Annotated in this window: 12 protein-coding genes; 10 read left to right on the top strand and 2 right to left on the bottom strand. The window is 43.9% G+C overall.

The features are described from left to right. Window positions 1-65 precede the first annotated feature (65 nt). The 6 genes from D890_RS0104655 to D890_RS0104630 are packed head-to-tail and all read left to right on the top strand — an operon-like array spanning window position 66 to window position 5,306. Entirely contained in the window at window positions 66-287 is a 222-nt protein-coding gene (locus D890_RS0104655; RefSeq protein WP_156802671.1) for a 4Fe-4S dicluster domain-containing protein, read from the top strand. Further along, window positions 284-1,408 carry a 2-oxoacid:acceptor oxidoreductase subunit alpha gene (locus D890_RS0104650; protein ID WP_018963346.1) on the top strand — a complete coding sequence of 375 codons (1,125 nt, stop codon included), beginning with the start codon at window positions 284-286 and terminating at the stop codon, window positions 1,406-1,408. The genes D890_RS0104655 and D890_RS0104650 overlap by 4 nt, the downstream gene beginning before the upstream one ends. Beyond that, the gene (locus D890_RS0104645) at window positions 1,401-2,234 is read left to right on the top strand and encodes a thiamine pyrophosphate-dependent enzyme (RefSeq protein WP_018963345.1); all 834 of its coding nucleotides are present in this window, start codon (window positions 1,401-1,403) and stop codon (window positions 2,232-2,234) included. Before D890_RS0104650 ends, D890_RS0104645 begins: the two co-directional genes overlap by 8 nt. Before the next feature lie 2 nt (window positions 2,235-2,236). Further along, entirely contained in the window at window positions 2,237-2,776 is a 540-nt protein-coding gene (locus tag D890_RS0104640) for a 2-oxoacid:ferredoxin oxidoreductase subunit gamma family protein (protein ID WP_018963344.1), read from the top strand. A 26-nt stretch (window positions 2,777-2,802) separates the two neighbouring features. Further along, window positions 2,803-4,101, top strand: a complete 1,299-nt coding sequence (eno, locus tag D890_RS0104635) for a phosphopyruvate hydratase (protein ID WP_018963343.1) — start codon at window positions 2,803-2,805, stop codon at window positions 4,099-4,101. A gap of 20 nt (window positions 4,102-4,121) precedes the next feature. Continuing rightward, window positions 4,122-5,306, top strand: coding sequence for a nicotinate phosphoribosyltransferase (locus D890_RS0104630; protein ID WP_018963342.1), 1,185 nt, complete (start codon window positions 4,122-4,124; stop codon window positions 5,304-5,306). On the opposite strand, the gene D890_RS0104625 is transcribed toward D890_RS0104630, so the two are convergent. Together D890_RS0104625 and D890_RS0104620 are read right to left on the bottom strand one after the other, a co-directional pair. Next, window positions 5,296-5,967: a potassium channel family protein gene (locus D890_RS0104625; RefSeq protein ID WP_018963341.1), complete on the bottom strand. Its 672-nt coding sequence runs from the start codon at window positions 5,965-5,967 to the stop codon at window positions 5,296-5,298. The genes D890_RS0104630 and D890_RS0104625 overlap by 11 nt on opposite strands. A 19-nt stretch (window positions 5,968-5,986) precedes the next feature. Continuing rightward, window positions 5,987-7,336, bottom strand: a complete 1,350-nt coding sequence (locus tag D890_RS0104620) for a TrkH family potassium uptake protein (protein ID WP_018963340.1) — start codon at window positions 7,334-7,336, stop codon at window positions 5,987-5,989. 88 nt (window positions 7,337-7,424) lie between these two features. On the opposite strand from D890_RS0104620, the gene D890_RS0104615 reads away from it, so the two are divergent. The 4 genes from D890_RS0104615 to gcvPB are packed head-to-tail and all read left to right on the top strand — an operon-like array spanning window position 7,425 to window position 12,697. After that, window positions 7,425-8,831, top strand: a complete 1,407-nt coding sequence (locus D890_RS0104615) for an acetyl ornithine aminotransferase family protein (RefSeq protein WP_018963339.1) — start codon at window positions 7,425-7,427, stop codon at window positions 8,829-8,831. A 30-nt stretch (window positions 8,832-8,861) separates the two neighbouring features. Further along, complete coding sequence (gene gcvT / locus D890_RS0104610; RefSeq protein WP_018963338.1) at window positions 8,862-9,932, top strand: glycine cleavage system aminomethyltransferase GcvT; 1,071 nt, start codon at window positions 8,862-8,864, stop codon at window positions 9,930-9,932. A 3-nt stretch (window positions 9,933-9,935) separates the two neighbouring features. Continuing rightward, entirely contained in the window at window positions 9,936-11,243 is a 1,308-nt protein-coding gene (gene gcvPA, locus D890_RS0104605) for an aminomethyl-transferring glycine dehydrogenase subunit GcvPA (RefSeq protein WP_018963337.1), read from the top strand. Then, window positions 11,240-12,697: an aminomethyl-transferring glycine dehydrogenase subunit GcvPB gene (gene gcvPB, locus D890_RS0104600; protein ID WP_018963336.1), complete on the top strand. Its 1,458-nt coding sequence runs from the start codon at window positions 11,240-11,242 to the stop codon at window positions 12,695-12,697. Before gcvPA ends, gcvPB begins: the two co-directional genes overlap by 4 nt. Window positions 12,698-12,755: the final 58 nt, after the last annotated feature.

Below are 12,755 nucleotides of genomic sequence, written 5' to 3'. Positions count from 1 at the left end.
TGTGAGAGTGTTAACAATAGAACCATTACAATGCATTCGTCACGCAGAGAGTGGCGAATGAGGAGGTGAAACGTTTGAATAAGTTCGATGTTTCTGTTGATACCAGGCTTTGCAAAGCTTGCGGTTTATGCGTTTTAGTGTGTCCCAAGAAGGTCTTCGAACTTAGGGACGAAGATGGCAAAAGTGTTCCTGTGAATGCATTGGCTTGCATTGGTTGTACTCAATGCTATCAGATTTGTCCAGACTTTGCCATAACGGTGTACAAGAAAGAGGGTGCATTGGCTTGAACAGAATTGTCATGGGTGACGTGGCATGTGCCATGGGCGCCATAGATGCTGGACTACGTTTTTATGCCGGTTATCCAATAACTCCTTCTTCTGAAATTGCCGAAACACTTTCAGAAATGCTACCCAAACATCAAGGTATCTATCTGCAGATGGAAGATGAAATAGGAAGCATCATGGCTGTTATAGGTGCTTCCTATGCTGGATTCCCAGCTATGACAGCTACCAGTGGTCCAGGTTTTTCTCTGATGCAGGAGGCAATTGGTTACGCTGCCATGGCCGAGATTCCTATAACTATCGTTAACGTCATGAGGGCTGGACCTTCTACAGGGCTAGCAACGCAAATCGGTGAAGGAGATCTCATGCAGGCTATATGGGGCACTCATGGGGATCATCCCGTTGCAGTGTTTTCTCCGGGAAACGTTAGAGAGTTTTATATATATACACAAAAAGCGTTATATTGGGCGGAAAAACTACGGATGCCTACCATTGTACTAGCAGACGAAGTTGTAGGCCATATGAGGCAAAACGTGGACTTTCCAGAGCCTATTGTCATACCAGAAAGAACATTGCCTAACGTTCCTCCAGAAAAGTACTTGCCTTACGCCACAGAGAACGGCGATGTCATGCCCTTGCCCCCATTGGGGAAAGGCTACACATGGCACGTTACCGGATCCGCACATACGGAAAACGGATTCCCAACGATCCGACCTGATAAAGTAAAAGAGTTGTTGGACAGACTGAACACGAAAGTCCAACGCCATCGTAATGAACTTATCGAATACGAGACCTTCATGCTTGAAGACGCAGAAACGCTTGTAATCAGCTTTGCTTCCATGGGTAGGGTATCTAAAGGTGTTGTAAGCGAACTAAGAGAGCAAGGCTACAAGGTCGGACTAATAAGACCTTTTACCATGTGGCCATTTTTCAAAGATGAACTTTCAAATATTGTTAGCAATGTTCACCCTAAAAAAATCGTTGTGCCTGAGATTAACTATGGTCAGCTCAGACTACTTGTAGAATGGGCGTTAAAAGGCTTTGATATTCCAGTGATTGGCGTAAATCTGGTCAATGGTGATCTTATTCCGCCTGAAATGATTGAGGAGGCGATCCTTCATGGTTAATGAAAATGATGCTGAAGCAAGCTTTGTTCCCATGTCTTCAGCACCAGATAAATGGTTAAGAAAAGAGCATCTTCCTCATATATGGTGCCCTGGTTGTGGGATAGGAACCATATTGCGTCAGGTCATTGAGCAGTTTACAAAACTTGGATGGAAGAATGACGATGTTGTTTTTGTAACGGGTATCGGCTGCACAGGTAGAGCTTCAGGTTATGTCAATGCTCAAACACTTCACACCATACATGGAAGGGCCTTGCCAACAGCTACAGGGATAAAAATGGCTCGCCCAGATATGCATGTCGTTGCCATGCTCGGTGATGGTGACGGTGTTGGTATTGGCGGGAATCATTTTATACATGCGGCAAAGAGAAATATCGGTGTTACAGCTATCGTAGTCAACAACCGAATCTACGGTATGACAGGGGGGCAAGTATCTCCAACCACACCTCAAGGCTCAAAATCTACTACAACGCCTTACGGAAACGTTGAGCCTTCTATGGACGTTTGTAAACTTGCTCTGGGTGCTGGTGCAACTTTTGTTGCTCGTGTACATACGGCAAACCCGGTTTATGTCGGCCAGATAATCGGCAGAGCACTTCAACATGATGGTTTTGCCGTGGTCGAGGTGCTTTCCCAGTGCCCAACCTACTTTGGGCGTTTTAATGGCATGCCTGATCCTGTGCAAATGCTCCAGTGGTTCAAAGAGAACACGTTTATGGCAAAAAGTCCCGAAGATGAAAAAGAAGGGAAAATTCCCATAGGTGTCTTCAAAGATGATAAGACGACGCCTGAGCTAAGTAAGAGTTATAGAAATCTTTGGGAGGCGTAGGAATGGCTATGAGACGTGAAGTTTATATCGTTGGTTCAGGTGGTCAAGGTGTCGTTTTGATGGGAGCGCTTTTGGCTGAGGCATATGCGTTAAAGAATTGGAATGTAGTTCAAACAGTTGTATATGATGCCGCTCAGAGGGGTGGCTTAGCGCGTGCTGAGGTAGTTATGAGTGATAGTGAAATATATTATCCGAAAGTGCGAAAAGCAGATGTCATAGTTGCATTTGCTGCAGATGCGTTGCCGGGAGCAAGGCCTAAAATGGATGAGCATACCGTAATTTTAGCTGATGAGAGCTTGAAGGATAAGAACTTAGAGCAATACGGAACGAAACTCTTGTTTGTTCCATTTGAACGATGGGCAAAAGAAGAGTTGCACAGTTCACGTGTTATGAACATGGTTGCTCTTGGCCGTGTTCTAAAGACATTGGGTGATGTAAGTATTGATGAAGTAGAACAGGCATTAAAAGAAAGATTTAAAGGTGACTTATTCAAGTTAAACATGGCTGCCGTTAAAATTGGGCTGGAAGCAAGTGAATTTTAATTAATGTTTTTAGGAGGCGATTGTTAATGGAATATGTGGAAAGCCCTGTAGTAATTGATGTAAAAGGCAGAATGGTCCTCGATTCAAGAGGAAATCCCACGGTAGAAGCTACAGTACTACTTGAGGATGGTACCATGGGCACAGCAGCTGTGCCATCGGGTGCGTCAACGGGAAGCCGAGAGGCACTGGAATTGCGCGACGGCGGTAAAGAATTTGGTGGTAAAGGTGTCAGCAAAGCTGTAGCCAATGTCAATGAAGTTTTAGCAGAAGTAGTCATCGGAATGGATGCCTACGACCAGACTGGTATTGATATGGCCATGATTGAAGCTGATGGGACAGAAAATAAATCAAAATTAGGCGCCAATGCCATTCTTGCGGTTTCTCTGGCTGTGGCTCAAGCTTCTGCAAAGTCGCTTGGAATTCCGCTGTTTGCCTATCTTGGCGGTGTGCAGGGGAGAACTTTGCCCATACCTATGATGAATGTAATCAATGGTGGAGTCCACGCTGACAGTGGTTTGGACTTCCAAGAATTCATGATCGTACCTGCCGGTTTCTCAACTTTCAGCGAAGCTTTAAGAGCAGGTGCAGAAGTATATGCGAGCCTGAAAACGCTACTCAAAAAGCAAGGGTATCGCATTGCAGTAGGAGATGAAGGCGGTTTTGCACCCAGTTTACCCAACCACAAAGCAGCTTTGGAAGTACTTGTGCAGGCTATAAAAGATGCTGGTTATGAACCAGGGAAACAAGTTTATCTTGCGTTGGATGCCGCCGCATCAGAATTTTTCGATGGTGGCAAATACAGATATGAAGGTAAAGAGCTTTCACCTAAAGAGATGCTTTCTGTCTACGAAGAAATGGTGGAAGGTTATCCTATCATTTCTATTGAAGATGGCATGGGAGAGCAGGATAAAGAAGGATGGAAGCTTATTACAGAAAGTTTGGGCAATAAAGTAATGCTCGTTGGCGACGATGTGTTTGTTACAAACCCAAAAATATTTGCAAAAGGCGTAGAGGATAAGATTGCCAATGCGATATTGATAAAACTTAACCAGATCGGTTCAGTGACTGAAACACTCGATGTAATTCGTACTGCTCATCTGGTAGGTTATCGTTCCATTGTTTCTCATCGTTCCGGTGAGACAGAAGATACCACTATCGCGCACTTGGCAGTAGCAAGTAATGCTGGTTTCATAAAGACCGGTGCACCCGCTCGTTCCGAACGTGTGGCAAAATACAATGAACTGCTTCGTATTGAAGAGTATCTTGGAAACGGTGCTGTGTACTTTGGCAGTATTTTCCCATGGTGGAGAGCGGTAAAACGATAATACGAGTGAGAGTGATCTGAATGAAAGAATTCCTTGTGGCATCTGCCAGTGACATACTTAGCGGCAACGTTACGGATGCATATTTCGAACGCACAGAAGAAATACTATCAAAAGCTGGTAAGAATCCCGAAGTTGTCATGGAATTGCACGTAAAACAATTCCCTTCAAGAGACTACGGTTTTGGGGTATTAGCTGGGATTAATGAGGCTCTCAAATTGCTGGAAGGTTTACCAGTCACCGTTGAGGCAATGGAAGAAGGCACCATTATGTTCCCTGGTGAACCTGTGTTGAACATCAAGGGTCCTTACCTCAGTTTTGGGAAATTAGAAACAGCTATTATTGGCTTTGTGGCTTTTATGACAGGTATTGCTACCAAAGCTGCGCGTTGTAGAGTTGCGGCGTGGGATAAAAAGATGTTGAGTTTTGGCACCAGGCGTATGCATCCCGCTGTTGCCCCTGCCATAGAATACAGTGCATACATAGGCGGTATGGATGGGGTTAGTAACGTCGAGGGAGCTCGAAGGATTGGCATACCGGCTGCTGGTACTATGCCTCATGCCCTTGTGTTAGCCTTAGGCGGCGATCCGGGTACTGCCTTCGAATACTACGATAAGTATTTAGACCCATCCGTACCTCGGATTATGCTGGTGGATACCACCGGGGCTCCTTTTAATGAAACTATGGAAGCGGCAAAAAGGCTTGGTACGAGACTTGAAGGTATCAGGCTGGATACGAAGGACTTGGCTTATACGCTTTCGAGTATCCGTTGGGAACTGGATCGTATGGGGTTAAGAAATGTGGATTTCTGGATAAGCGGTGGCATTGATGAATACGAAATACCCATTTATGAGCCCATGGTTGCAGGGTTTGGCGTTGGAACAAAACTGGCAAATGCGCCTGTGTTTGACTTCGCTCTTAAAATAGTAGAGGTTGACGGAGAGCCTAAAGCCAAGTTTTCCAACACTCCTGGTCATAAAAACGTATGGCGTTCCAATGATGGCGACGTAGTTTCACTTTACGACTGTGAGCTTAGTGGGCAGAAAATGCTTCAGACTGTGATAGACCAGGGAATACCTGTAGGCGAAAAGAAAAGTCCTCAAGAGATTCGCAATTACGTTCTGAATCAGCTTAAGGATTTACCAAGCGGAATAAAGAAAATAGTTTCTCCTGAAAAATGGCCTGTTAAATACAGCGCTAGGCCTTAAAGGCCTGGCGCTGTTGGCGCAAGAAGCTATAAACATCCTGCGTTTTTCCTGCAATGAGCAGGATATCAGAATCTCTAACGACATAGTCGCTATTTCCTAAGATGAAATCTTCCTTGTTCTTGACTCCAATAATGAGAATACCGTATTTAGTGGGAGTCTTTAATTCGCTGAGCTTTTTGCCAACCCAACTGTTCGGTGGTTTAAGTTCTGACATGACTAAGTCTGTGTATATGCCCATTACATCGTAAATATGACCTTCAAGGAGCTGATAAGCAGCTCTAACACCACTTTCTGCCGCCGGCATGATTACTTTCTCCACACCCAGCTTTCTTAGTAACCTTGCTTGCAGTTCAGAATTGGCACGCGCTACAACGCGTATACCTTCTTCAAGTAGCTCCAGAGATAGCAGTGCCGACAAATCAAGTTCAGAAATAGCTACGACGGCAAAATCAACATTCCTAACACCAAGTGATAAGATATCATTCTTTGTCATCTTGTAAAGATCCGCTTGCGCAGCGACTACTAAGTAAGGAGAAAGTTCCTTTATAGCAGTTTCGTCTTTATCAATGCCGATTACCTCGTGTCCTAGTTCGGCAGCTGTCTTAGCAAAAGCACTGCCAAACCTTCCAAGGCCAAAAACGGCGATACTCTTTTTTGCCACAATGTTCCCTCCTCGTTTGTTACCCTACAATTATATCTTCTTCAGGATATGTGTAGCTCGGTAACTCAGGCTTAAATATGTAACCTGTCAATATGGTGAACACGCCAACTCTACCTATAAACATCGTTAATATCAGTACAATCTTTGAGCCTACAGTCAAGGTAGGTGTAATACCTGTTGTGAGACCCACTGTGCCCAGTGCTGAAAACACTTCAAAAGCTATCCTTTGAAGCGGCAACTGGGGTTCAAAAATACTCATCAAAAATATGCTGATAACAGCTATAGTAATGTTCAGGATTAATATGGCATTAGCAGTGTCCAATATGGACCATTTTATGGTTCTATGTGCAACATGAACACGATTAGAGCCCGTTAGTACAGCTTTTATGTATTGAAAAACACTAAAGAATGTTGTGGTTTTTATGCCACCTGCAGTACCTCCAGGTGACCCACCAATGAACATAAGTAGCATGGTTACCAATAACGTTGGCATCGTGGCATATCCGTGATTAATGGTAGCGAAGCCGGCTGTCCTTGGGGTGACGCTTTGAAAAAGGGCCGCCCAGATCTTGCCAGAGAGTGGTAATGCACCGAGAGTCTTCGGATTATTCCATTCAAAGATAGCTATCAAAGCAGCTCCAGAGATGATAAGAACGGCAGTTACTGTCAGTACGATTCGGGTATGAAGTGAAAATACAAACTTTCTTTCTCTGATTCGCTGGAATATTTCAGACCAAACCACGAATCCTAACCCACCAGCGATTATGAGGCCCATTATAGTTAAATTTACAATGGGACTCTGTACGAATTGCGATAAAGAACGGAACCCTCCATGAACATCGAAACCTGCATTGTTGAAAGCACTGACGGAATCGAAAATAGATGCCCATATACCTCCTGCTAAGCCGCGTTGAGTAAGGTAATAAGGAACAAATTTGAAAGACAATAAGAGCGCACCTAATGCCTCAAGAGCAAAAGAAAACCTGACAGTGAATCCCAATAGTTTTACAATACCTTGCATGCTACTTACATTGAATTGAGATGCCAATGTAAGTCTTGTGCGAAGACCTATGCGGGCTCCAGTTAACAATAATAATGTGAACGTCGTGATAGTGAGATAGCTTAAGCCACCAAACTGAATAAGTAACATAATGATGAACTGTCCAAAAAAGTTAAAGTAGTCCCACGTGTCTTTAACTACAAGTCCTGTCACACACACTGCAGATGTGCTGGTAAACAACGCGTCCACAAAATCGGTAAAGCTGTGACTTCTTGACGCGATGGGTAATGTTAGTAATACAGCACCCACAATAATTACTAAAGCAAAGCTTCTTACAATAAGACGTCTCGACTTGATAGCTTCTTCCATTTTCATTCACCTCATTTAGTCACGGCTATACATTATAGAACAAAAACGGGAAAAGTGTTAAAATAATTTTAACAGAGGAGGTGTTCCTATGAACAGTCCCGAACAAGAATTCAACGTATCCGAGCCTATCGCTGGAGACGTGATGGAACAAGGTGGTACGCAGCATATGGATGCAAATAGACCTCAGATCAAAACAGAATTACCAGGACCTAAGGGAAAGGCAATTATAGAGCGTGATGCGAAAGTTATGTCAACTTCACTAAGCCGTGAAGTCCCTTTGGTTGTAGAACGTACAAAAGATGTTTGGATTTTTGATGTGGATGGAAATCAATTCTTGGATATGACAAGTGGAGTAGGTGTAACGAACGTGGGGCACACGAACCCACTTGTGGTGCAAGCTATCAAGGAGCAAGCAGAAAAATTCCTGCATTTCGCAGGTACGGATTTTTATTATGAATCGCAAGTTACATTGGGTGAAATGCTCAACGAGATAAGGCCTTTTCAAGAACCTGGGCGAGTGTTTTTCACTAATAGTGGAACGGAGTCAGTGGAAGCGTCCATAAAGCTGGCTCGTTATAAAAGCAAACGACCACTTTATATAGGTTTCTTAGGTGCTTTTCATGGAAGAAGTATGGGGTCATTAGCCTTTACCTCTTCAAAAGCTGTTCAACGTCGCTACTTTTCTCCTATGATGCCTGGAGTAGTTCATATCCCATTCCCGGACAGCTACAGACCTCCCGAGGGAGTTGCACCAGAAAAAGTCACGGATTATGTCATCTGGTACTTGAATCGTGTGTTCGAAACCATTGCGCCACCTGAAGATGTGGCTGCTGTTTTGGTGGAACCTATCCAAGGCGAAGGCGGATACATTGTTCCTCCGAGTGATTTTTTCCCTCGTTTGAAAGAAGAGTTAGATAAGTACGGTATCTACCTTATTGTCGATGAAGTGCAGAGTGGCATGGGAAGAACAGGAAAAATGTTCGCCATTCAAAATTTTGGTGTGGAACCGGACATTGTAGCTATTGCTAAAGGCATAGCATCAGGCATGCCCATGGGTGCTTCTTTAGCCCGTGAGAGCGTTATGGATTGGGAAGAGTCTGCTCATTCCAATACCTACGGTGGAAACCCTGTGGCAGCTGTGGCCGCTATAGAGACCATTAAACTACTGCGAGCCGGACTCGTGGAAAATGCTGCCAAAGTGGGCACTTACTTTATGGCACAACTGCGCGAACTCCAGAAGCGTTATGAACAGATAGGCGATGTCAGAGGTATTGGTTTAATGCTTGCAATCGATTTTGTAAAAGATCCTGTTAAGAGGGATTATAATTATGAGTTAAGAAATAAAGTCATAGAAGAAGCTTTCAAGCGTGGTTTGGTATGTCTGGGTGCAGGACAAAGTGCTATAAGATTTGCTCCGCCTCTGACGCTTACAGAGCAGCATGTAGATGTTGCCATAGAGATTTTGGACGATGCCATAAAAGCCGCGCTGAATTAGCTTCCAGTTCTTTTATCTCGGAGGCGATAAGTGTTGGAACTTAAAAGAACCTCTTTATATGAGGTTCATAGAGCGTTAGGTGCAAAGATGACAGCTTTTGCTGGTTTTGAAATGCCTTTGCAGTATTCAGGCATTATCGACGAGCATATGGCAGTTAGGACTGCTGTGGGCATGTTTGATGTTTCTCACATGGGAGAGCTGTATTTCAAAGGCGATATAGGGTCCATAGATATGTTAGTTACAGCAGACGTCAAAAAGCTGTTGCCTGGGAAGGCCATATACACCATGCTTCTTAACGAGAATGCTGGTGTGGTGGACGACCTTATTCTATACAAATTATCAGCGAACGAGCTTTTATTGGTGGTAAATGCAGCCAATACTTCTAAAGATGAAACGTTTATACGCACAAACCTGAACTCGGCAGAGGTTTTTGAAAATGTATCTGATAAGTACTTTGACATCGCTGTGCAAGGGCCAAAGAGTGCTGTTATGGTAGAACAGTTCTTTCATGTTGCTGCTTTAGTACCTTTTGAGTTTGCTACCTTCGGTGACCTCATTGTTAGCAGAACCGGGTACACTGGTGAAGATGGTTTTGAGATTTATGGTCCTATGGAAGATGCGCCGTTGTGGTGGAACCGCTTCATGGAGGCAGGAAAGGGATTTGGCTTAAAACCAGCTGGATTAGGTGCCCGGGACACACTGCGTATAGAAGCAGGCTTGCCTTTATACGGCCATGAGCTTAATGATGAAACGACACCGTTGGAGTCTAACTATGGATTCGTTATAGATTGGGATAAAGGATCGTTTTTGGGAAAAGACGTTCTTGTTTCACAAAAGCAGCAAGGCGTGCAAAAGAAGTTAATGGGTCTGGAGATTTCAGGTGGTATAGCACGTGAAGGTAATAAAGTGCTTGCTGATGACAGTGAAATCGGCGTTGTCACCTCAGGTACTATGGCACCGTTCCTTAAAAAAAGTATTGCTATGGCATTCCTTCGTTCAGATAAATCCAAGATTGGCACTGAGGTAACTGTGAACGTACGAGGTAAATTATTACCAGCTCGCGTGGTATCAAAGTTCTTCTACAAACGGGAGGCGAAATAGCGTATGCAGTATGTTCCGCATACAAAGGAAGAAATCAAAGACATGCTTAATGCTATTGGCCTTCATAATGTAGATGAGCTCTTTGCCGATATCCCCAGCGAAGCACTGTTAAAGAGGCATCTTAACATACAGGGTGGCTGGGATGAGGAGCATTTGAGATCTTACTTTAGACAAGCCGCCATCCAGCTTCCAGATGCGTCACGTGCTGTTTATTTCTTGGGTGGTGGAGTTTATGACCACTATGTTCCTTCTGTGGTAGATAGAATCATTTCATTGCCTGAGTTTGAAACCGCTTATACTCCATATCAAGCCGAAGTCAGCCAAGGCACACTGCAAGCCATGTATGAATACCAATCACTCATATGTGATCTCACGGGCATGGACGTTACCAATGGGAGTATGTATGACGGTGCTAGTGCCGCTGCAGAGGCTGCCCTAATGGCTATGCGTATAAATGGAAAGCACCGCATTGCTATTTCGTCCTGCGTAAACCCAGATATTCTTGAGGTGTTGAAAACATACCAGATAGGTCAAGAATTTGACATTATCATGTTGCCTGAAAAGGAAGGCGTTACGGATTTTTCACAGCTTGAGGATACGCCTGATTTATCGTGCGTGGTCATTCAGAGTCCGAATTACTTCGGATTTCTTGAAAATATGGCTGGTGCGTCAGAAGTGGCTCATAAACAAGGTGCTTTGTTCATCTCAGTAGTCGATCCTATTTCTTTGGGTATTCTAAAATCACCTAAAGACTACGGTGCTGATATTGTAGTGGGTGAAGGTCAAAGTTTGGGTAACCACATGAACTATGGTGGTCCTCACTTCGGCTTTTTAGCAACGAAGAGAGATTTTATCAGAAGTATTCCGGGACGCATAGCTGGTGAAACTGTCGATGCTGATGGCAATATCGGTTATGTTTTAACACTACAGACCCGCGAACAACACATTAGAAGAGAAAAAGCAACGTCAAACATAACAAGTAACGACTGGCTCATGGCCTTGGGTTCTGCAGTTTATCTATCATTGTTGGGTGGTTCTTTAAAAGACTTAGGCGAAGCCATACTTACACGTAGCACTTATCTTTCAGAGCAATTGACGATGATTGGCTATCCTGTGGCACAGAGGCAGTATTTCTTTAAGGAATTTCCCATAAAAGTGAAAGATGCTGAACATGTGCAAAGAGAGCTTGCTGCTGCTAATTACTTTGTGGGTCCTGTTATCGATGAACATACCCTTTTGGTTGCGGTAACGGAAAAACGTAGCAAAGAACAGATGGATACATTGGTTAAACTTATGGAGGAATTGCAATGAGCAGGCGGGCTAACCAGTCGGTGCGACTTTTAAGAGATCTCCACAAAAATGGAAGAAAAGGCATGATGATTCCTGAAGGTGGTTTGGAGAATCGTCCTGCATCAGAACTTTTACCAGCAGAATTCTTGCGTGATGGTGAGCCTTCTCTACCTCACATATCGGAAGTAGATACAGTAAGGCATTTTGTCAACTTGTCTAACTTAAACTATGGTGTTGATAATGGGTTTTACCCGTTGGGTTCTTGTACTATGAAGTACAATCCGAAAATAAACGATGAAGTAGCTGCGCTTTTTCAGGATATTCACCCTGCGTTGCCTGATGTCTATGTTCAGCCATTGCTTGGTTTACTTTATGAACTTCAGCAAGACCTTTTAGAAATAACGGGTATGGATGCTATCACACTTCAACCTGCTGCTGGTGCCCATGGAGAGCTTACGTCTTTGCTTATGGCTAAAGCTTACTTTAAGGATAATGGTTTGACCCACAAAGATACCGTAATTATTCCTGACTCTGCTCATGGTACCAATCCTGCATCCGCTACTATGGCAGGATTCCACGTTTTTACAGTGAAATCTGATGAAGAAGGTTTGGTTGACATGGATGCTCTAAGCTCCATGGTCAACGAACATACGGCAGTGTTAATGCTTACTAATCCGAACACACTTGGGAAATTTGAGAAAAATATCCTTCAGATTTCTCAGCTCATCCACAATGTGGGCGGCCTCATGTACTGCGATGGGGCAAATTTAAACGGTATCCTCGGTTGGGCGCGTCCCGGAGATATGGGGTTTGATTTTGCACATCTCAATTTGCACAAAACATTTAGTACCCCACATGGCGGTGGTGGACCCGGTTCTGGACCTGTTGCAGTTAAGAAGCATATTGAACCATATTTACCCAAGCCTGTACTTGTTAGAGACGGCGTAGGCTTTAGATGGGACCTTGATAGGCTAAAAAGTATCGGTAAAATGCGTTCTAATTTCGGTAATATTTTGGTTGCCCTTAGAGCGCTCGCTTATATAAAATCTTTAGGTGGAGCTGGGCTACGCGAAGCAGGTACGATGGCTGTCTTAAACGCTAACTATATGCGTGTCAGCATGGAAGATGTACTTCCCACGGCTTATCCGGGTATGTGCAAGCATGAATTCGTAGCTACCGCAGAAGATATAAAAAAGAATTATGGAGTGAAGGCTCAGGATATTGCAAAAGCACTTCTGGACAAAGGTTTCCATGCGCCTACCATGTATTTCCCTCTCATCGTAAAAGAAGCACTAATGATTGAGCCTACAGAAACGGAAACAAAGGATACGCTCGACGCGTTTATCGATGCTATTAGGGATATTGTTGATGAGTGCAAAGAAGACCCTAAGACAGTTGAAGAAGCGCCGCATTACACGCCTGTAAGACGCTTAGACGAAGTAAAAGCATCTAAAGAATTGAAAGTTAGGTGGTAGCGCTTTCTGCGCTGCCGCCTTTTTGCTTTTATAATGCTCTCCCATAAATGAGGTGAAA

Origin of the sequence: Coprothermobacter platensis DSM 11748 (assembly GCF_000378005.1) — a bacterium.
Lineage (GTDB): Bacteria > Coprothermobacterota > Coprothermobacteria > Coprothermobacterales > Coprothermobacteraceae > Coprothermobacter > Coprothermobacter platensis.
Note: the sequence above shows the minus strand (reverse complement) of the source record. Positions and strands in the feature narration are given on the sequence as shown.

Bases quoted from the DNA above. Each gene is read 5' to 3' on its own strand.
- D890_RS0104645 (WP_018963345.1), top strand. From the start codon at position 1,401: ATGGTTAATGAAAATGATGCTGAAGCAAGCTTTGTTCCCATGTCTTCA.
- D890_RS0104640 (WP_018963344.1), top strand. From the start codon at position 2,237: ATGGCTATGAGACGTGAAGTTTATATCGTTGGTTCAGGTGGTCAAGGT.
- eno (WP_018963343.1), top strand. From the start codon at position 2,803: ATGGAATATGTGGAAAGCCCTGTAGTAATTGATGTAAAAGGCAGAATG.
- D890_RS0104630 (WP_018963342.1), top strand. From the start codon at position 4,122: ATGAAAGAATTCCTTGTGGCATCTGCCAGTGACATACTTAGCGGCAAC.
- D890_RS0104620 (WP_018963340.1), bottom strand. From the start codon at position 7,336: ATGGAAGAAGCTATCAAGTCGAGACGTCTTATTGTAAGAAGCTTTGCT.
- D890_RS0104615 (WP_018963339.1), top strand. From the start codon at position 7,425: ATGAACAGTCCCGAACAAGAATTCAACGTATCCGAGCCTATCGCTGGA.
- gcvPA (WP_018963337.1), top strand. From the start codon at position 9,936: ATGCAGTATGTTCCGCATACAAAGGAAGAAATCAAAGACATGCTTAAT.
- gcvPB (WP_018963336.1), top strand. From the start codon at position 11,240: ATGAGCAGGCGGGCTAACCAGTCGGTGCGACTTTTAAGAGATCTCCAC.